At 34.2% G+C, this 17,458-nt stretch carries 18 protein-coding genes and 1 tRNA gene; 9 read left to right on the top strand and 10 right to left on the bottom strand.

Annotation, left to right across the window (positions count from 1 at the left end):
* Positions 1-163: 163 nt before the first annotated feature.
* Positions 164-237: transfer RNA gene (locus tag L1S35_RS00670), tRNA-Met, on the bottom strand.
* A 144-nt stretch (positions 238-381) separates the two neighbouring features.
* Here L1S35_RS00670 and L1S35_RS00665 point away from each other — a divergent pair.
* Together L1S35_RS00665 and L1S35_RS00660 are read left to right on the top strand one after the other, a co-directional pair.
* On the top strand, positions 382-774 hold the full coding sequence (locus tag L1S35_RS00665; protein WP_236395777.1) for an START-like domain-containing protein: 393 nt from the start codon (positions 382-384) through the stop codon (positions 772-774).
* A gap of 62 nt (positions 775-836) precedes the next feature.
* The gene (locus L1S35_RS00660) at positions 837-1,673 is read left to right on the top strand and encodes an aminotransferase class IV (protein ID WP_236395776.1); all 837 of its coding nucleotides are present in this window, start codon (positions 837-839) and stop codon (positions 1,671-1,673) included.
* Here L1S35_RS00660 and L1S35_RS00655 read toward each other — a convergent pair.
* The 5 genes from L1S35_RS00655 to L1S35_RS00635 all read right to left on the bottom strand — a co-directional run bounded on the left by L1S35_RS00655 (position 1,670) and on the right by L1S35_RS00635 (position 6,314).
* Positions 1,670-2,230: a YqgE/AlgH family protein gene (locus L1S35_RS00655; protein ID WP_236395775.1), complete on the bottom strand. Its 561-nt coding sequence runs from the start codon at positions 2,228-2,230 to the stop codon at positions 1,670-1,672. The genes L1S35_RS00660 and L1S35_RS00655 overlap by 4 nt on opposite strands.
* Positions 2,231-2,352: 122 nt before the next feature.
* Positions 2,353-2,655: an HU family DNA-binding protein gene (locus L1S35_RS00650; RefSeq protein ID WP_255700811.1), complete on the bottom strand. Its 303-nt coding sequence runs from the start codon at positions 2,653-2,655 to the stop codon at positions 2,353-2,355.
* 146 nt (positions 2,656-2,801) lie between these two features.
* A complete protein-coding gene (fmt, locus tag L1S35_RS00645) occupies positions 2,802-3,749 on the bottom strand; it encodes a methionyl-tRNA formyltransferase (protein WP_236395772.1) in 948 nt (315 codons plus the stop codon).
* 12 nt (positions 3,750-3,761) lie between these two features.
* Positions 3,762-5,666, bottom strand: a complete 1,905-nt coding sequence (locus tag L1S35_RS00640) for a RecQ family ATP-dependent DNA helicase (protein ID WP_236395770.1) — start codon at positions 5,664-5,666, stop codon at positions 3,762-3,764.
* Positions 5,667-5,780: 114 nt separating this feature from the next.
* Positions 5,781-6,314, bottom strand: coding sequence for an AAA family ATPase (locus L1S35_RS00635; protein ID WP_236395769.1), 534 nt, complete (start codon positions 6,312-6,314; stop codon positions 5,781-5,783).
* A 158-nt stretch (positions 6,315-6,472) separates the two neighbouring features.
* On the opposite strand from L1S35_RS00635, the gene L1S35_RS00630 reads away from it, so the two are divergent.
* From L1S35_RS00630 to L1S35_RS00615, 4 genes are all read left to right on the top strand, one after another.
* The gene (locus L1S35_RS00630) at positions 6,473-6,757 is read left to right on the top strand and encodes a DUF493 family protein (protein ID WP_136150549.1); all 285 of its coding nucleotides are present in this window, start codon (positions 6,473-6,475) and stop codon (positions 6,755-6,757) included.
* Positions 6,757-7,467 carry a DUF4290 domain-containing protein gene (locus L1S35_RS00625; RefSeq protein ID WP_236395768.1) on the top strand — a complete coding sequence of 237 codons (711 nt, stop codon included), beginning with the start codon at positions 6,757-6,759 and terminating at the stop codon, positions 7,465-7,467. The genes L1S35_RS00630 and L1S35_RS00625 overlap by 1 nt, the downstream gene beginning before the upstream one ends.
* 81 nt (positions 7,468-7,548) lie before the next feature.
* Entirely contained in the window at positions 7,549-8,859 is a 1,311-nt protein-coding gene (gene murA, locus L1S35_RS00620) for a UDP-N-acetylglucosamine 1-carboxyvinyltransferase (protein ID WP_236395767.1), read from the top strand.
* 111 nt (positions 8,860-8,970) lie between these two features.
* Positions 8,971-9,738: a sulfite exporter TauE/SafE family protein gene (locus L1S35_RS00615; RefSeq protein ID WP_236395766.1), complete on the top strand. Its 768-nt coding sequence runs from the start codon at positions 8,971-8,973 to the stop codon at positions 9,736-9,738.
* Positions 9,739-9,845: 107 nt separating this feature from the next.
* On the opposite strand, the gene L1S35_RS00610 is transcribed toward L1S35_RS00615, so the two are convergent.
* Genes L1S35_RS00610 through aroQ form a run of 3 tightly spaced genes read right to left on the bottom strand, consistent with a single transcriptional unit; the run spans position 9,846 to position 13,490 of the window.
* Positions 9,846-10,568 carry a YoaK family protein gene (locus L1S35_RS00610; protein WP_236395765.1) on the bottom strand — a complete coding sequence of 241 codons (723 nt, stop codon included), beginning with the start codon at positions 10,566-10,568 and terminating at the stop codon, positions 9,846-9,848.
* Between the two features lie 14 nt (positions 10,569-10,582).
* Positions 10,583-13,060, bottom strand: a complete 2,478-nt coding sequence (locus L1S35_RS00605) for a DUF5686 and carboxypeptidase regulatory-like domain-containing protein (RefSeq protein WP_236395764.1) — start codon at positions 13,058-13,060, stop codon at positions 10,583-10,585.
* 16 nt (positions 13,061-13,076) lie between these two features.
* Positions 13,077-13,490: a type II 3-dehydroquinate dehydratase gene (gene aroQ, locus L1S35_RS00600; protein WP_236395763.1), complete on the bottom strand. Its 414-nt coding sequence runs from the start codon at positions 13,488-13,490 to the stop codon at positions 13,077-13,079.
* 290 nt (positions 13,491-13,780) lie between these two features.
* Between aroQ and L1S35_RS00595 the strand changes: the two genes are divergently transcribed.
* From L1S35_RS00595 to L1S35_RS00585, 3 genes are all read left to right on the top strand, one after another.
* Complete coding sequence (locus tag L1S35_RS00595) at positions 13,781-14,377, top strand: outer membrane beta-barrel protein (protein WP_236395762.1); 597 nt, start codon at positions 13,781-13,783, stop codon at positions 14,375-14,377.
* A 77-nt stretch (positions 14,378-14,454) separates the two neighbouring features.
* Positions 14,455-15,354: a site-specific tyrosine recombinase XerD gene (xerD, locus tag L1S35_RS00590; RefSeq protein WP_236395760.1), complete on the top strand. Its 900-nt coding sequence runs from the start codon at positions 14,455-14,457 to the stop codon at positions 15,352-15,354.
* Positions 15,355-15,423: 69 nt separating this feature from the next.
* A complete protein-coding gene (locus tag L1S35_RS00585) occupies positions 15,424-15,819 on the top strand; it encodes a response regulator (protein ID WP_236395759.1) in 396 nt (131 codons plus the stop codon).
* Between the two features lie 42 nt (positions 15,820-15,861).
* Here L1S35_RS00585 and rny read toward each other — a convergent pair whose 3' ends face one another.
* The gene (gene rny / locus L1S35_RS00580) at positions 15,862-17,424 is read right to left on the bottom strand and encodes a ribonuclease Y (RefSeq protein ID WP_236395757.1); all 1,563 of its coding nucleotides are present in this window, start codon (positions 17,422-17,424) and stop codon (positions 15,862-15,864) included.
* Between the last annotated feature and the right edge of the window lie 34 nt (positions 17,425-17,458).

Genomic DNA, 17,458 nt, shown 5'->3' with positions numbered 1-17,458 from the left:
TTTGTATTTTATATTAAGTATAAAACTTACAAAATTAAATTTTTCAGAGAATTTAAGCCTCAACTTTTTTAAGTTGTAAATCAGTTTGTTAGGAAAAGGATGGGAAATGTTAAAATTGTAGAATAAAAAAAGGTCTGGAAAATATCCAAACCTTTTTGTTTCGTAGCGAGAGGGAGATTTGAACTCCCGACCTCAGGGTTATGAATCCTGCGCTCTAACCGACTGAGCTACCTCGCCTACTATTGCAATCCCTGAATGCGGGTGCAAATATAAAATTAATATTATTGGGTACAAACTTAAAGTGCTTATTTTTTTTATTTTTAAAAAACGTTTTTTTTTTGGTTTTATATTCTATATATTTCCCAAAAAATTCCTCAGATTATGGATAATAAAATACGTTATGAACTAGAGTTCCCTTTAAACTCATCACCACAATTGCTCTATCAATATATTTCGACACCATCCGGTTTGCAGGAATGGTTTGCGGATAACGTTAATTCAAGAGGTGAGTTTTTTACTTTTACTTGGGATGATCTTGAAGAAAACGCACGTTTGGCATCCAAAAAAACTGGAGAGAAAGTAAAATTCAAATGGGTTGATGATGATAAGAAAGATACAGAATATTATTTTGAATTGAGAATTTTAGAAGATGAAATCACGAAAGATGTTTCTTTAATGGTAGTTGATTTTGCCGAAGAAGGAGAATTAGACGAATCAAGATTATTATGGGAAAATCAAATTTCCGATTTAAAACACGTAATAGGTTCTATTTAAAATTAATTTTTTAAAAGTTATATTTGTCCCTTCTCGTACTAAAAACGAGAAGGGATTTTTTTATGATTAATTTTAATGGAGACTTTCAGGATTCGGATTTACAGTTAACAGTTTCAAATAGGTCATTCTTATACGGTGATGGCGTTTTTGAAACTTTGAAAATCGTAAACAATAAAATACTATTTTTTGAAGATCATTATTTTCGGTTAATGGCTTCCATGAGAATTGTCAGAATGGAAATCCCGATGTCATTTACCATGGAATATCTCGAGGAGCAAATTTTGAAACTGGTTCAGGCAATGAATATCCAAGATTCTGCCCGAGTAAGATTTACTGTTTTTAGAAATGAAGGCGGATTTTATTTACCAACGGATAATTCAATTTCATTTGTTATTCAGGCAACAAAACTTGAAAACATAAAATATAAAATTCTTAAAAGTCAATTTGAAGTTGATTTATACAAAGATTTTATAGTTCCGAAGCAATTACTTTCAACATTAAAAACAGCTAATAAGATTACGCATGTTACAGCAAGTATTTTTGCCAAAGAAAATCAACTCGATTCTTCCTTACTTATTAATGAAACCAAAAATGTAATTGAAGCTGCAAACGGCAATCTGTTTATGTTGATGGGAAACAAGTTAATAACACCGCCAATTTCAGAAGGTTGTCTGAATGGAATAATGAGAAAACAGATTATTGCAATAGCAAAACAGCTTGATTCAATCGAAGCTGTAGAAGCCGTTATTTCTCCTTTTGATTTACAAAAAGCAGACGAATTATTTATAACTAATGTTATTGTCGGAATTCAACCAATCACAAAATATCGTAAAAAAGAATTTGAAGTTCGGTTAGCAAATCAGTTATTGGAAAAATTGAATGTTTTGATTGAAGTTTAATTTAATATAGGATTTTCCGGAGCATTAGACCAAATAAGATAATCGCCACCTAATTCAACGATTTTCTCTTTCCAAAAATCCACAGATGCTTTTCCCAGAATTTTGTTTTCGTAATTATTTTTTATCAAAATCCATGAGTTGGCATGCATCTCATTTTCCAGTTGTTCCGAATCCCAACCGGTATATCCCAAAAAGAAGCGGATGTTTTTTTTCTTTATAACTCCGGTATTAATTAATTCTTTAGTAAAATCGAAATCACCACCCCAAAATATTCCTTTAGAAATTTCAATGCTATTCGGAATCAAATCGGGAACATTATGAATAAAATATAAATTATCCTGCTCTACAGGACCACCATTATAAATCTTGAAATTGGATTCAATTTCAGGAAGTAAATCTTTGATAGTGTATTTAAGTGGTTTGTTCAAAATGAATCCAACTGAACCTTCAGAAGTATGGTCAGCCAACAAAATCACGGATCTATTAAAAGACAAGTCACCAATAATAGACGGTTCGGCTATTAACAAATGTCCTTTTTCTAATTTCTCTGCAATCATTTCGAATTAATTTTTAATAAAGTTGCTAAAAAAAAAATGATTTTCCAAATTTTTGAAAGCTAAAAACACAAAAGCCATTCGTTTTGCGAATGGCCTTTGTGTATATCAGAAGAACTAAATTATTAGTTTACTGCTCCGTCTAAATCTGCTCCTGCTTTGAATTTAACTACATTCTTAGCAGCAATTTTGATAGTTTTTCCTGTTTGAGGGTTTCTTCCATCTCTTGCAGCTCTTTTAGATACTGACCAAGATCCGAATCCTACTAAAGATACTCTTCCGCCTTTTTTCAAAGTTTTGCCTACATTTCCTAAAAATGATTCTAAAGCTAATTTTGCTGCTGCTTTTGTTACTCCTGCGTCAGCTGCAATCGCATCGATTAATTCTGATTTGTTCATAATGTTAGTTATTAATTGTTGGTTAAACATTTTGTTAATGATAACAAATTTAATAGGAATTCCTTACTGCACAAGCGTTTTCGGGTTTTTTTCAAATATTTGTTGATAACTTGGTTTATTTGTTGATAAACCTGTGTGTTTTATCGATTTTTTTATTCAAAAAGAGCCCCGAGTCCTTATTCTGCTTGCGCTCTTTCTGAAAATGTAATGCCGTTTAGGAGTTCATTTGCCTGCATTTTTTTCTTCCCCGGAAATTGGATGCTCAATATTGCTATAAAACCATCTTTGACGGCAATTTTAATTTCCCTTTTAGAAGTAATAATTTGTCCAATATTATAAGAATGTTTTTCAGAAATAATCTTTGCCTCGTAGATTTTCACATTCCATTCCTGCTCATTATCTTTAATGAAAGACCAAGCCGTAGGATAAGGTGATAATCCGCGTATCAAATTATGAATTTCAGTTGCCGGTTTTGCCCAGTCAATTTTGCAGTTTTCTCTATTGAGCTTATAAGCTGTTTTAATTTCCGGATTATCCTGTTGAATTGTAGTAACGACATTTCCTTTTTCAATCAAAGTCAAAGTTTCGACAACAGTTTCATTTCCTAAAACCATCAGCCTGTCATGAAGTTCTCCGGCATTTTCATTTGGACTGATGTTGATTTCTTTATTCAAAATCATCGCACCGGTATCAATCTTGTCATCAATGAAGAACGTAGTAACTCCGGTTTTTGTTTCTCCATTAATAATAGCCCAATTAATTGGTGCCGCACCGCGATAGTTTGGTAACAACGATGCATGAAGATTAAAGGTTCCCAATTTTGGCATTTTCCAAACTACTTCGGGCAACATTCTAAAAGCAACCACAACTTGCAGATTGGCTTCAAGCGATTTTAATTCCGATAAAAAAGCTTCGTCTTTAAGATTAGTTGGTTGTAATAATTTCAGGTTGTGTTCTAAAGCATATTCTTTTACAGCCGAATATTTAATTTTTTGGCCACGACCGGCAGGTTTATCGGCAGCAGTAATGACACCAACAACTTCATAATTGTTTTTGATTATTGTATCTAAAATGCCAACAGCAAATTCCGGTGTTCCCATAAAAACAATGCGCAACTTTTCCATATAATGCTGAATTTAGTTCAGTATCTTCTTTAATGAATATAAATTATTCGATTTGATACTTATCGTATCTTTTTCTAAAAGGTTTTGAAGCGCAAAGATAACATCGTCTTTCGAAAGTTTAGTCAACTTTTGAATATCTCTTGAATTGAAGTCCTGTATTTTGAGCAATGCTATGATTTTTTCAGAAACCGCTTCCGGATTTTGCTTCTTTTTGTTTTTGGAAATGCAATAGGAGCAAACACCACAATCATCTTTTATAGTTTCTCCAAAATACTGCATAAGCAATTTCTGTTTGCAGGTTTTAGTTTCCTTACTATAATATAATACTGCTTGCAGTTGTTCTGTCTTTAATTTGTTTTGTGTTTCCAGATGTTTTGATACTCTATTGATGGTACGTTCATCTTCGCGAACTTCATTAAAGGTTATCGTGGCATCATTGTTTTTGGCAATCAAATCGATGACTTGTTTTTCGTTTAGTTTCTGCAAAAGCGAAAGCACTTCTTTTTCAGTACTATTCGATTTCTTGGCAATCAAAGTCGGATTAAAAGCGGTTTGCATATCATAGATTCCCGGATAAGTTCGAAGAATGGTAAGCATAATTTCTTCATCATTCGGATTCAAACTCATATATCGAATCACTTCTTTCGATGGAATAGTAAACTGAATTGTAATCTTTTCTGAAAATTCCTGAGATAAAGTTATCACGCCTTGTCTGTCCAAAAACTGTAACGCATTATAGGTTTTCAAAATCGGGAAATTATATTTCGCACAAAACTGATTCAGATTAAAACTGAACTGTTCGTCAATTCCTTCGCCGTAAGCAATCTGAAAATAACTGCAAAGTTTGGAAAAGACTAAATTCAAAAAAGCCTTATCCGGTAACACACTTAAAAACTGCTGTTCGGCATGAAAAATATCGGAAGGATTATTGAGCAAAACGGCAAATGCTTTTTCACCATTTCTTCCGGCACGTCCAGCTTCCTGATAATAGTTTTCCAAATTTTGAGGCAAATGTAAATGGATGATGGTTTTTACATTGGCCTTGTCAATCCCCATTCCGAAAGCATTCGTGGCAACCATGACCTGTGCTTTTTCTTCCATCCAAAGTTTCATGTGTTTTTCTTTCTCTTTAGATGTCAATCCACCATGATAATAAGTTGCAGTAAAACCAAGACTTTCCAACTGATTCACTGTTTCCAGGCAACTTTTTCTGTTGGTCACATAGATGATAGAAGGTTGTGGATTCTTTTGTAGAATTTGCTGTAAAAGATTTAGTTTGTCTTCGGTTTCAAAAACCATATAGGCAATATTTTCTCTGTAAAATGATTTTGAGAAAACTTGCGGTGTACTGAGTTTTAATTGGGTGATGATATCTTCTTTAACTCTCGAAGTTGCCGAAGCGGTCAAAGCCAAAAAAGGAACTTTCGGAAAATATTCTTTTAATTGAACAATCTTTAAATAAGCTGGACGAAAATCGTGTCCCCATTGCGATACACAATGCGCTTCATCAATGGCGATGAGGTTTATCGGCAGATTCTTTATCCGTTCTAAAATCCAGTCGTTTTGCAGTCTTTCAGGAGAAAGATAAAGGAACTTATAATTCCCGAATTGACAGTTATCCAGCAAATCAATAATATCATCGTGATAAATCCCACCGGTTAAAGCAATGGCTTTGATTCCTTTTTTTTGAAGGTTTTGTACTTGATCACGCATCAAAGCAATCAATGGAGAAATCACTAAACAAATTCCTTTCTGCATCATTGCCGGCACTTGAAAACATATCGATTTTCCACCTCCGGTCGGCATCAGCGCAAAAGTGTCTTTTCCGTCTAAAACAGAAGCGATAATATCTTCCTGTTGAGCACGAAAAGTATCGTGCTTCCAGTATTGTTGAAGGATTTCTAAAGCTTTATTCAAAAGATGACTATTATGTCTTATCCCGAAACTTCATGAAGCGCTCAGGCTGACAAGTTGTTATTGTATCAAAGATATAAAATAAGATTGGGTTGCAGGTACAGTAAAAGTGTATTATCACAGATGTTTAAATATGAACTCAATGCGCTCATCAACAGTCCCGCGTGGCACTTCTATGAGGTCATACCCATACTTTTGATAGGTTTCGGTAAGATGGTTGTAAATTAATTTGGCCTGTTCAAAGTTTTCATAACGGGCTTCATCACTTTCATATATTTCTTCCCAAGGCGGAAGTATAAAAATTTTGGAATATTTGTGTTCCCTGCAGGCTTCGTCAAAAAAGGCAGGATAACTGTCGCCTATATAATGCATATAAGCTAAAATATCCGGAATTCCGCGGTCGATAAAAACTACTGGATGTGGTTCGGCAATGGCGCTTTTGTACTGTTTTTTTCTTCCTTCTAAAAGTAATTCGCTAAACAACAAAGGCTTTTCAAGAAACAATTGTTCAATTCCCTGTTTTTTAGCTTCTAAAGTTATTTCGCGTGAAATTTCAGGATAACAACAATATCCTTTGGATAATAATCCGTCTATAATGGTTGTTTTTCCGGTTCCGGGACCGCCTATAATAACTATAATTTCTTTTTCCAAAATTTTTGAAATGAAGGGCAAATTTATTGAAACTAATTAGAATATGTAAATTGAATTTGGATTTATTTTTAGGATTAAAAATTATTTTTTTGAAATCATAGAATCCAATTCTAAATTCTGAAATCAATACTGTATATTTGCTTTTATTTTGTTTAAAAATGGATAAGAAGACAGAAGAGTTTTATATCAGATTGAAAGAAGAATTAAGCACGACTTCGGTATGGCCAAGTGAGTATTTGTATAAGTTTATTGTGCCAACAAGTCCAAAAAAAATTGAAGAAGTAGAAAATGCTTTTGACAATATCGGTGCTGTAATTCAAACCAAGCAATCAAAAAACGCAAAATACACCAGTGTTTCAATAAACGTGATGATGGAAAGTCCGGAACATGTTATCGAAAAATATATTGAAGTGTCTTCTATCGAAGGAATAATATCATTATAATGCCAGAAAAATATATAAAAGAAAATGCAAACGAGGTAGTTCATCATTTGGAATATAATGGAGAACGACCGCATTTAATCATTCCTGAATATGGTCGCCATTTGCAGAAACTGATTGACCAGGCAACGGTTATTGAAGACAGAGAGAAGCGCAATCAGGTAGCAAAATACATTATCCAGGTCATGGGAAGTTTAAACCCACACTTGCGTGATGTGCCAGATTTTCAACATAAATTGTGGGATCAGATTTTTATCATGTCTGATTTTAAGTTGGATGTCGATTCGCCATATCCAATTCCGACCAGAGATGTAATTCATCTGAAACCGGAAAGATTAGCCTATCCACAAAAAAATCCGAAATATCGTTTTTATGGAAACAACATTAAGTACATGATTGATGTGGCTAACAGTTGGGAAGAGGGAGAAATGAAAAATGCTTTAGTTAAAGTGATTGCCAATCACATGAAAAAATCCTATTTAAGTTGGAATAAAGATACGGTTACAGATACTGTTATTTTTGAGCATCTTTACGAATTATCCGGCGGAAAATTAAATCTGCTGCAAAGCACCGAAGAGTTGCTAACTACAACCGATTTGATGCGTACCAATAAAAAAATGTCCAATAAAAACATGCCGGTTTCTAATCCGAAGATTAAAACTAAAAACGGTAAGAAGCCATTTATAAAGAAAAATAATAACAATCAGAAATAAAGGTGCTAAGGCACTAAGGTTCTAAGGCTCTAAGACCTCAGAACCTCAGAGCCTCAGAACCTCAGAACCTTAAAAAAACATATGGGAACTTTTAAAATTGAAGGAGGAATCCAATTAAAAGGTGATGTACAGCCACAAGGTGCAAAAAATGAAGCATTGCAGGTTTTATGCCCTGCATTATTAACTTCAGAAAAGGTTAGGATTACAAATATTCCGGATATTATAGATGTTAATAAACTAATAGTTTTACTTGGGAATTTGGGTGTGAAAATTCAAAAAAACGGAGTAGGAGATTACACTTTTCAAGCCGATGAAGTAAATATTGATTATTTAAAAACCGAAGCTTTCAAAAAAGAAGGCGGAAGTTTAAGAGGTTCGATTATGATTGTTGGACCGCTTTTGGCCCGATTTGGTTGTGGCTATATTCCAAAACCAGGTGGCGATAAAATTGGAAGAAGAAGATTAGATACCCACTTTGAAGGTTTTATAAATCTTGGCGCTAAATTCCGTTACGAAAGAGAAGACCATTTCTATGGTGTTGAAACCAAAGGGAAATTAAAAGGTGCACACATGTTGCTTGATGAAGCATCGGTAACCGGAACGGCAAACATTGTTATGGCTGCTGTTTTGGCCGAAGGAATCACTACAATTTATAATGCTGCATGTGAACCTTATCTACAACAATTGTGTAAAATGTTGAATTCAATGGGAGCCAAAATCACTGGAGTTGGTTCTAACTTATTGACGATTGAAGGTGTTGATAAATTAGGTGGTTGCGAACACAGAATCCTGCCTGATATGATTGAAATTGGTTCATGGATTGGCCTTGCGGCGATGACAAGAAGCGAAATTACGATTAAAAATGTTTCCTGGGACAATCTTGGTGTTATTCCGAATGTGTTCAGAAAGCTTGGAATTACTTTAGAAAGAAAAGGAGACGATATTTATATTCCGGCGCATACCAAAGGATATACCGTAAAAACAGATATTGATGGTTCTATATTGACTATTGCCGATGCTCCTTGGCCAGGTTTTACACCTGATTTATTGAGTATCTGTTTGGTTGTGGCAACGCAGGCTAATGGCGATGTGTTAATACACCAAAAAATGTTCGAAAGTCGTTTGTTCTTTGTGGATAAATTAATCGATATGGGTGCCAAAATTATGTTGTGTGATCCACACAGAGCTGTAGTTATGGGACATAATTTCCAATCACAATTAAAAGCAACTGTAATGAGTTCACCAGACATTCGTGCTGGAATCTCATTGCTGATTGCGGCGCTTTCTGCCAAAGGAACTTCAACAATTCAAAATATTGAACAAATTGACAGAGGTTACGAACGTATTGACGAAAGACTTCGCGCGCTTGGCGCCAATATTGTGAGAGTATAAATAAAATAAATCCCAATAGATAAAATTCCAAATTCCAAAATTTATCGCAATTGGAATTTGGAATTTCTTTTTTGGATTTATTTGGATTTTTTATTTGGAATTTAAAAAGCTATGGAAACATATATCATAATACTTCTTTGTATTGCATCTTTCTTTGCCGGATTCGTTGACGCTATAGTTGGCGGCGGCGGATTGATCCAAACTCCGGTAGCTTTGATTTTAATGCCAAACCTTGCTGTATCCTCTATAATAGGCTCGTTAAAAATTCCGGCTTTTAGTGGAACTAGTTTTGCGGCTAATCAGTATTTGAAAAAAGTGGATATGAATTGGAAGTTGCTTTCCATAATGGCAATTGTGGCTTTTGCTTCTGCTTTTTTAGGTTCTCATTTGCTGACTAAAGTACATAACGATTTTATGAAACCACTACTTTTGGTGGTTTTGACTTTGATAGCTATTTATACATTTACCAAAAAAGACTTCGGAATTCATCAGGTGAAAGAGCATACGGTTAAGCGACAACTCCTATTAGCTGTTTGCATGAGTATCGTCCTTGGATTTTATGACGGCTTTATTGGTCCGGGAACCGGAAGCTTTCTTGTATTAGGTTTTGTAAGCGTTTTGGGTTTTGATTTTCTAAATGCTTCGGCAAATGCCAAAATGATTAATCTGGCAACCAACTTTGGTTCGATTTGCCTGTTTGTTTTAAAAGGGAAAATCATTTGGGCTTTCGCACTTCCGATGGCGATTTGCAATGCTATTGGTGGTTGGATTGGTGCCAAACTTGCCATCAAAAAAGGAAACGGATTTATTCGGATTTTCTTTTTGATAGTCGTAATCGGAACACTGATTCGTTTTGGTTATGATGTGTTTTTTAAATAATCAATGCTCTTTTCTTCTGAAGTATCAATAGGCATAAGCGAAATAAAAATTGACAATGCAAATAGTAAGGCAGCTATTATCAGTATTATTTTCTTCATGATTTTCGTTTAATGATTGTATTTTCGATTCAGTAATCGTATTTTTAGTTTTATATTGTCATAAATTAAACCAATTACTAATGCGACACCTGCGATAAAAAGTACCATTAACTGAATTTTTCCATAAAATATTCCACCGATAATTCCACCGATAAAAAAGAAGCTTATAATTGTTAATCTCAATTTAATTGAAGAATACAACTTTTGCTTCATTTCGGGTTTTTTATAGAAAAACAATTGCGATAATTCTATTCCCAAATCGGTAAAAAGTCCTGTCAAATGTGTAGTTCTTACGGTGGCGTTTGATATTTTAGTTACCAATGAATTCTGTAAACCCATTGCAAACAGCAAACTGCATGCAATGAAGTTGGGATTGGAGTTTATTAATTTTCCACCAAAGAATCCAAGTAAAATCAATATCAAAATTTCAATTGATGTTGGAAAAATATAGATGTTCCTTTCTGTTTTTTGTGAAATAAGTTCTACCAGAAAGCTCGAAACAAAAGAACCCAGAAAAAAGAAAAAGATATATAAAAAATAAATAAATCCATTCCAAAAATTCAACTTGAAAACTTCGTCAACAAAAAAGGCAAAATGTCCGGTTACATTTGTAGTCAGTTTTGTAACTGCAAGGAATCCGGCAACATTGACAATTCCTGCAACAAACGAAAGCAAAGATGCAATACGCAAATTGTGCGTCAATGTTCTCGATTTACCCTGATGTGTAAACATTTTTTATTAATTATTTATTCAAGCACATTTAAAAATTTCAATCCAAAGATAACGCCATCGCCTTGATATCCGTTTTGATACGAACGAATATAATCTACACGGAATAAACGGTATTTTCCAAATCCAAGATTGTCTAATCCAACCGAAAACTCCTGATATGGTTTTCTGTCGGGAACAGCCAAATTATGAAAGCCTAAAACCAATTGTGATTGAAGGTGTTTTAGCAACGGAATTTTATTCATAAAATACCCTTTATCATTGTGCTCAATATGCGTTTCACTATAACTGTCATTGGTGCTTGCAGTGTAATAGGGCAATAAATTAAACACATTAGTATAACTTTCAGATTGCCCGATATGAGTTTGGTTTCCGTTGAAATGTTTAAAATCAACAAAGGAAATATTGTCAGCATTAAAGAATTTTCCGGTTTTGAAAGCCATTTGTAAAGTTCCTTTATTGCCCAAAGTCACATCATAATTTACTCGAGCAGCAATAAAATCATATTCATAATTTTTATCGGTAGCAGCAAATGTTTTTTCATAACCTAAAGACAAGGCCGGATAATCGTCATTTGGGATATTGTATTTTCCGTCAGGTCGCGTTATGTATTTTTGTCCGAAACGAAATCGCATCAGCACATTAGTCTTAACCAAATTGTGTTTGCTTATGGCTGCTGAAGTTTCATCATTTGGCGAAAGCGGATTATTGGATGTGTATAAATCATCATTTTTTATAACCGTATAATCGGTAGTGTTGTATAACGGTTTTCTTTCGGCATATTCGGCGCCAACATTCATATAAAACCCATTGACAACTTCTCTTCCAAAAAATCCTGAAACAAAATTCTTTTCATAGAGTTTCATAAAATTATTTTTGAAAAACAAAGTGCTGACCGTATTTACAATATTTGAAATCGGATTGCTCGCATTAAATTGATTAACAGAACTTCCACCATTGAAATACAAAAGACTGTTGTTGGTATTGTTGAATTTATGAGTGAAATTGGCAGTTGCTCTTATCTTTTCTTCCGAAAAACCGTAGTCAAATTTGGAGCTGATTCTAGTGTAAGTCCGCTTTTCCTCATTTCGCTTAACATACGATAATCCGATGTTGGCATTCCAACCCTGAACTGTGTTGAAAGCAATCGATGTAAATGGCGAGTCATAATTAAACGACCATTTTTTAAACGAGTTGTTATAGCTGTAGCCATTAAGGATATCGGTTATTTTGAATTTATTGTGTTTGGCATCAATCGAATCTAAATAGACTTTTGATTTCTTTTTGGTTTGTAAAATGTCTTTCTTCACATAGTCGGTCGATTCTTCTTCGGTTAATGGGACAGGTCGAATAGTGTTCCAAAACGAATCTTCTTTTTTATTGGCATTTTCCTGAAATGACAGTATTTCGTTAGTAAAAGTTTTTTTGTCAAATTGTTTTTCAAATTCAAAATTAGAATACACATAAGTAAATCGTCCGTTGACTTTGATGCTGAGCATTCCGGCAACGAAGTCAAGTGTCTGTGTGTTTTTTACCCAAATTTTATTGTTAGCATTATAACTGTAGCTCTGTTTCAAAGTTAGTTTGTCTATCGCCGGAGACTGCATTTGATTTCCTTTTATGGATAAATCAGTAGCATAAATAGAGTAGGAATCGTCGACTATATAAATGTAGCCTTCCATAACCGGTTCGGTTTCGCGCCGTGGAATTACTTTTATCTTATTAATCTGCTGACGGTTTTCGGTAAAAAACGAACCTTCAAATTTGTATTTATAATAGTTGAAAGCATTATCGGCAATTGGAGAAACGACATTAATTTCAAACGGAAGATAGTTTTCATAAAAATCAAAATTCACCGAAGCCGCATTGTTAAAACTAAACCCGTTGTCTTTGCCGCTTACTTTAGAAGCCACGATGACTTCTTTCATTTTATCGGGTTTTTGGAATGTTATTTTGGAAACGGTTTCCGACAGATAAATAATTCCGCTACGGGTAGAATCTAATATTTCGTCAAACATATCAAGTTTTTGTCCCATGATGGTTTTTGGAAGATCTTTTAATCGGATAATGCCGCGTGAATAAAAATCAGATTTGAATCGGGCTGTTTTTTCCGAGTTTTCTTTTTTATGTTTAATCGCATTTCGAATAATCTCATTCGCGGGATTGTCTTTCGGATTGATGACAACTTCTTTTAACGTAATGTTCTCTTCAGTCAGAGTGATACTCAAATTTTCAGTAAACTCATTCTTTGTAATTGATTTTTTTACGGTTTTATAGCCCAAGTACTGAAAGATAATCGTTGGGTTTTCGCCTTTTACATTTAAGGTGAATTTTCCTTTGTCGTTTGTAGTGGTTCCGTTATAGGTATTCTCTTCAAAGATGTTTACAAATGGTAACGGATTTCCTTTGTCGTCGGTAACGGTTCCTTTTATTTGAGCAGCAACATTTAAAGTTAACAAAAGGCATAAAAGCGATAGGGATTTTTTAAGTAGCATATATAGGTAAATAGTATTATAGAAACGACTGCAAAGCCAATTCATAACTCTTCAAACCGAAACCAATAATGATTCCTTTGGCATTAGGAGAAATAAAAGACTGATGACGAAAAGTTTCTCTCGAAAAAGTATTGGAGATATGAACTTCTATTACCGGAGTTGCAATAGCCTTTACAGCATCGCCAATACCAACAGAGGTATGCGTATATGCTGCAGCATTAAGAATGATACCGTCATAAGAAAACCCAACTTCCTGGATTTTGTCAATCAGTTCACCTTCTATATTACTTTGAAAATACGAAAGGGTAATGCTCGGATATTTCTTTTTCAACTCATCAAAAAAAGTATCGAATGTCATGTTGCCATAAACTTCAGGCTCACGCTTTCCTAACAAGTTTAGATTTGGACCGTTAATTATGATTATTTTCATATTGATGTATGTTTCTGTAAAAATAGGAATAATCAGTTTAAATAAGCATTTTGTTTTGTGTTAAAAAAGCAATTATTAATAGGAAAAATGCTCTTTGTTTATAGATTTATCGAAAATCTAAAAAACACAAAATTCTTGTTAACAGCCTAAAATAGGCTTAAAACGCTGGAAAGTAAATAATTAAATTTATTTTTTGTTAATAAAATTGTTAATAACTGTAATATTGGATTACGTTGATAGAAAAGGATTACTTATAAATTTGTTCATATTAATTTTAAAATTAAACAAACATGAAAAAAATTATTTTAACAGTAGCTGCAGTATTCGCGTTGACGTTTGCTAATGCACAAGACAAAAAAGAAGGAGGAGCTGGTTTCTCTAATGGAGATTTGTATTTAACTGGTACTGCTGGATTTTCTAGCGTAAAAGAAGGTGATGCTAAAACTGATGGTTTTACATTAGCTCCAGGTATTGGTTATTTCATTGATGACAACATCGCAATTGAAGGACAATTGTCTTTCATGTCTGGTAAAGAAGACGATGGTGCAGGTAATGAATTGAAAACTTCAGGTTTCGGAATTGCAGCAGGTGCTAAATATTTCTGGACTCCGGCAAGTCAATTTTCTCTTTCTGTAGGTGCTAACTTATCTTACATGTCAACTAAGTATGACAATGGAGCTGGTGATGCTACTTTCAAAGAAATTGGACTTAACATTCCATTAGGATTACACTATTTCGTGTCTAATGACTTCGCAATTACTTCATCTTGGGGTGGTTTCGGTTATTCTTCAAATGATAACGGTGGAAATGGAGCTGATAAAACTACAGGATTTAATTTAGGTCTTGATTTATCTTCTATCTCTTTCGGTTTGATCTACAAACTGTAATTAGTTTAGAGCATACAGATTTAAACCGCGCCAAAGGCGCGGTTTTTTTATAGCCATACATTTCGTTACTTTGCCTCATGAACTGGAACAGTTATATCAAAAGTTTTCAATCCTATCTTAAAATTGAACGGGGTTTGTCAAAAAACACCGTTGCAAATTATAGTTTCGATTTGGAACGATTGACTAAGTTTTTACTCGAAAATGAGATAACAGTTTCTCCCGAAAAAATAAACGAAGAGACCATACAACAATTTATATATGCGGTTTCTAAAGAAGTCAACGCCCGTTCACAAGCCAGAATCATTTCGGGCTTAAAAAGTTTTTTTTCCTATCTTATTTTTGAAGATTATCGGACAGACAATCCAATGGAGTTGATAGAAGCACCAAAAATTGGACGAAAACTTCCAGACACTTTATCGTTAGAAGATATTGACAATCTCATCGCAGCCATCGATTTATCCAAACCGGAAGGTGAACGAAATAGAGCCATTCTGGAAACCTTATACGGTTGTGGACTTAGGGTTTCTGAAATTATTTCGGTAAAGATTTCGGATTTGTTTTTTGATGAAGGCTTTATCAAAATCACCGGAAAAGGAAATAAACAGCGTTTTGTTCCCATAGCAAAGGCGACTCAAAAGTATATTGAAATCTATAGAAACAATATAAGAAATCACTTGTCAATAGCAAAAGGACATGAAGATACCTTGTTTTTAAACAGAAGAGGTAAACAACTTACACGAGCAATGATTTTTACAATTATTAAAGAATTAGCAGTCAAAATCAATCTGCAAAAATCAATCAGTCCGCATACTTTAAGACATTCATTCGCAACGCACTTGCTCGAAAATGGAGCAGATTTACGTTCAATACAGATGATGCTTGGTCACGAATCTATTACCACAACCGAAATTTATGTTCATTTGGACAGAAAACATTTAACACAAATCATCAATAAATTTCATCCCAGAAAAATTTGATTTTTGGTATTAATTTCTATTTTTGTTTCTGCCAAAAAAATATAAGATTAACCCCAAATCTGTTTTAAAATGAAGTTTAGCAACGTGTTTGTTGTTGATGATGATAAGATATTCCACTTCCTTATCAGGAAGTTATTACTAATCAGTAATGTAGATATAAATCCCGCCTTTTTTGAAAATGGTTTAGAAGCCATTGAAGGAATTAAAAGTAAATTAAAAGCCGGAGAAAATCCCCCCGATTTAATTCTTTTAGATATTAACATGCCGGTTTTAGACGGTTGGCAGTTTTTAGAAGAATTTAAATCGATTAGAAATCTTTTGGAAAAAGAAATTATTATTTATGTCATCAGTTCTTCGGATAATAGTGAAGATAGAAGCAGAGCCAGTGATTTTAAAGATTTAATACATGATTATTATCTGAAACCTATGACTGTTGATAATATAAAATCAATCTTTAATCTATAAAAAAAGCGACCAAATGGTCGCTTTTTTTATTATAATAGATTACTATTTCGCAATATTTACTGCTCTGGTTTCACGGATTACGGTAATTTTAACCTGACCAGGATAAGTCATTTCAGTTTGAATTTTTTGTGAAATCTCAAACGAAAGACTTGCTGCATTTTCATCGCTTACTTTTTCGCTTTCAACGATTACACGAAGCTCACGTCCGGCTTGTATAGCATAAGCATTTTTAACACCATTAAAGCCAAATGCGATGTTTTCTAAGTCTTTTAATCTTTGGATGTACGAATCCAAAACCTGACGTCTTGCGCCTGGTCTTGCACCTGATATAGCATCACAAACCTGTATAATCGGAGAAATTAAATATTTCATTTCTATCTCATCGTGGTGGGCTCCAATGGCGTTACATACTTCTTCTTTTTCACCATATTTTTCAGCCCATTGCATTCCTAATAATGCGTGTGGCAAATCGCTTTCCGCATCAGGCACTTTTCCTATATCGTGAAGTAAACCGGCACGTTTTGCCAATTTAACATTCAAGCCTAATTCAGCTGCCATGATTCCGCAAAGCTTAGAAACTTCGCGCGAGTGTTGCAATAAGTTTTGTCCGTATGAAGAACGGTATTTCATTCTACCAACCACTTTAATCAACTCAGGATGCAAACCGTGAATTCCTAAATCGATTACCGTACGTTTTCCAACTTCGGCAATTTCTTCTTCGATTTGTTTAGTTGTTTTGGCAACAACTTCTTCAATTCTAGCTGGGTGAATTCTACCGTCAGTTACTAATTTGTGTAATGACAAACGGGCGATTTCTCTTCTCACAGGATCAAAGCAGGAAAGGATAATAGCTTCCGGTGTATCATCAACAATAATTTCAACTCCGGTTGCCGCTTCCAGTGCACGAATGTTTCTTCCTTCACGACCAATGATTCTTCCTTTAACGTCATCCGATTCAATATTAAAAACAGAAACACAATTCTCAACTGCTTCTTCCGTTCCAACACGTTGAATGGTGTTGATGATGACTTTCTTAGCTTCTTGTTGCGCCGTTAATTTTGCTTCTTCAATAGTATCCTGAATATGCGACATAGCTTTAGTTTTGGCTTCCGCTTTTAAGCTTTCCACCAATTGCTCTTTAGCATCTTCAGCCGAAAGCCCGGAGATAACCTCAAGCTGTTGCACCTGACTCTTATGAAGTTTTTCAAGCTCTTGCTGCTTCTTTTCTAACAACTCAATTTTCGAGTTGTATTCTGCTGTTTTTGCTTCGAAGTCGTCGTTTACTTTTTTAGCTTTTGCCAATTCACTTGAAACTTGTGATTCTTTATCACGTGTTCTTTTTTCTACTTCAGCAATTCTTTTGTCTTTGTTTAAAATCTCCTGCTCATGTTCAGCTTTTAATTCTAAAAACTTTTCTTTTGCCTGAAGCAACTTGTCTTTCTTGATGTTTTCGCCTTCAAGATTGGCATCTTTTAAAATTGATGCAGCTTCTTTTTTGGCATTTTTTACCATGTTGGAGATGTTGCTTTTTTCAAGGAATTTTGCAATTCCAAAACCTCCGGCAATTCCCGCTACCAGCGCAATTATAATTAGTAGAGTTTCCATTTTTTGTTTTAGTTTATATATAAAAAAAGCCTAC

Source organism: Flavobacterium anseongense (genome assembly GCF_021608185.1).
Classification (GTDB): Bacteria; Bacteroidota; Bacteroidia; order Flavobacteriales; family Flavobacteriaceae; genus Flavobacterium; species Flavobacterium anseongense.
This window is presented reverse-complemented; position numbering and strand designations above follow the sequence as displayed.

Excerpts from the sequence above, each read along its gene's own strand:
- L1S35_RS00585 (WP_236395759.1), top strand. The coding sequence starts at position 15,424 with ATGAAGTTTAGCAACGTGTTTGTTGTTGATGATGATAAGATATTCCAC.
- L1S35_RS00615 (WP_236395766.1), top strand. The coding sequence starts at position 8,971 with ATGGAAACATATATCATAATACTTCTTTGTATTGCATCTTTCTTTGCC.
- aroQ (WP_236395763.1), bottom strand. The coding sequence starts at position 13,490 with ATGAAAATAATCATAATTAACGGTCCAAATCTAAACTTGTTAGGAAAG.
- L1S35_RS00630 (WP_136150549.1), top strand. The coding sequence starts at position 6,473 with ATGGATAAGAAGACAGAAGAGTTTTATATCAGATTGAAAGAAGAATTA.
- L1S35_RS00610 (WP_236395765.1), bottom strand. The coding sequence starts at position 10,568 with ATGTTTACACATCAGGGTAAATCGAGAACATTGACGCACAATTTGCGT.
- L1S35_RS00605 (WP_236395764.1), bottom strand. The coding sequence starts at position 13,060 with ATGCTACTTAAAAAATCCCTATCGCTTTTATGCCTTTTGTTAACTTTA.
- L1S35_RS00650 (WP_255700811.1), bottom strand. The coding sequence starts at position 2,655 with ATGTTTAACCAACAATTAATAACTAACATTATGAACAAATCAGAATTA.
- L1S35_RS00625 (WP_236395768.1), top strand. The coding sequence starts at position 6,757 with ATGCCAGAAAAATATATAAAAGAAAATGCAAACGAGGTAGTTCATCAT.
- xerD (WP_236395760.1), top strand. The coding sequence starts at position 14,455 with ATGAACTGGAACAGTTATATCAAAAGTTTTCAATCCTATCTTAAAATT.
- fmt (WP_236395772.1), bottom strand. The coding sequence starts at position 3,749 with ATGGAAAAGTTGCGCATTGTTTTTATGGGAACACCGGAATTTGCTGTT.
- L1S35_RS00665 (WP_236395777.1), top strand. The coding sequence starts at position 382 with ATGGATAATAAAATACGTTATGAACTAGAGTTCCCTTTAAACTCATCA.
- L1S35_RS00660 (WP_236395776.1), top strand. The coding sequence starts at position 837 with ATGATTAATTTTAATGGAGACTTTCAGGATTCGGATTTACAGTTAACA.
- rny (WP_236395757.1), bottom strand. The coding sequence starts at position 17,424 with ATGGAAACTCTACTAATTATAATTGCGCTGGTAGCGGGAATTGCCGGA.
- L1S35_RS00595 (WP_236395762.1), top strand. The coding sequence starts at position 13,781 with ATGAAAAAAATTATTTTAACAGTAGCTGCAGTATTCGCGTTGACGTTT.
- L1S35_RS00655 (WP_236395775.1), bottom strand. The coding sequence starts at position 2,230 with ATGATTGCAGAGAAATTAGAAAAAGGACATTTGTTAATAGCCGAACCG.
- murA (WP_236395767.1), top strand. The coding sequence starts at position 7,549 with ATGGGAACTTTTAAAATTGAAGGAGGAATCCAATTAAAAGGTGATGTA.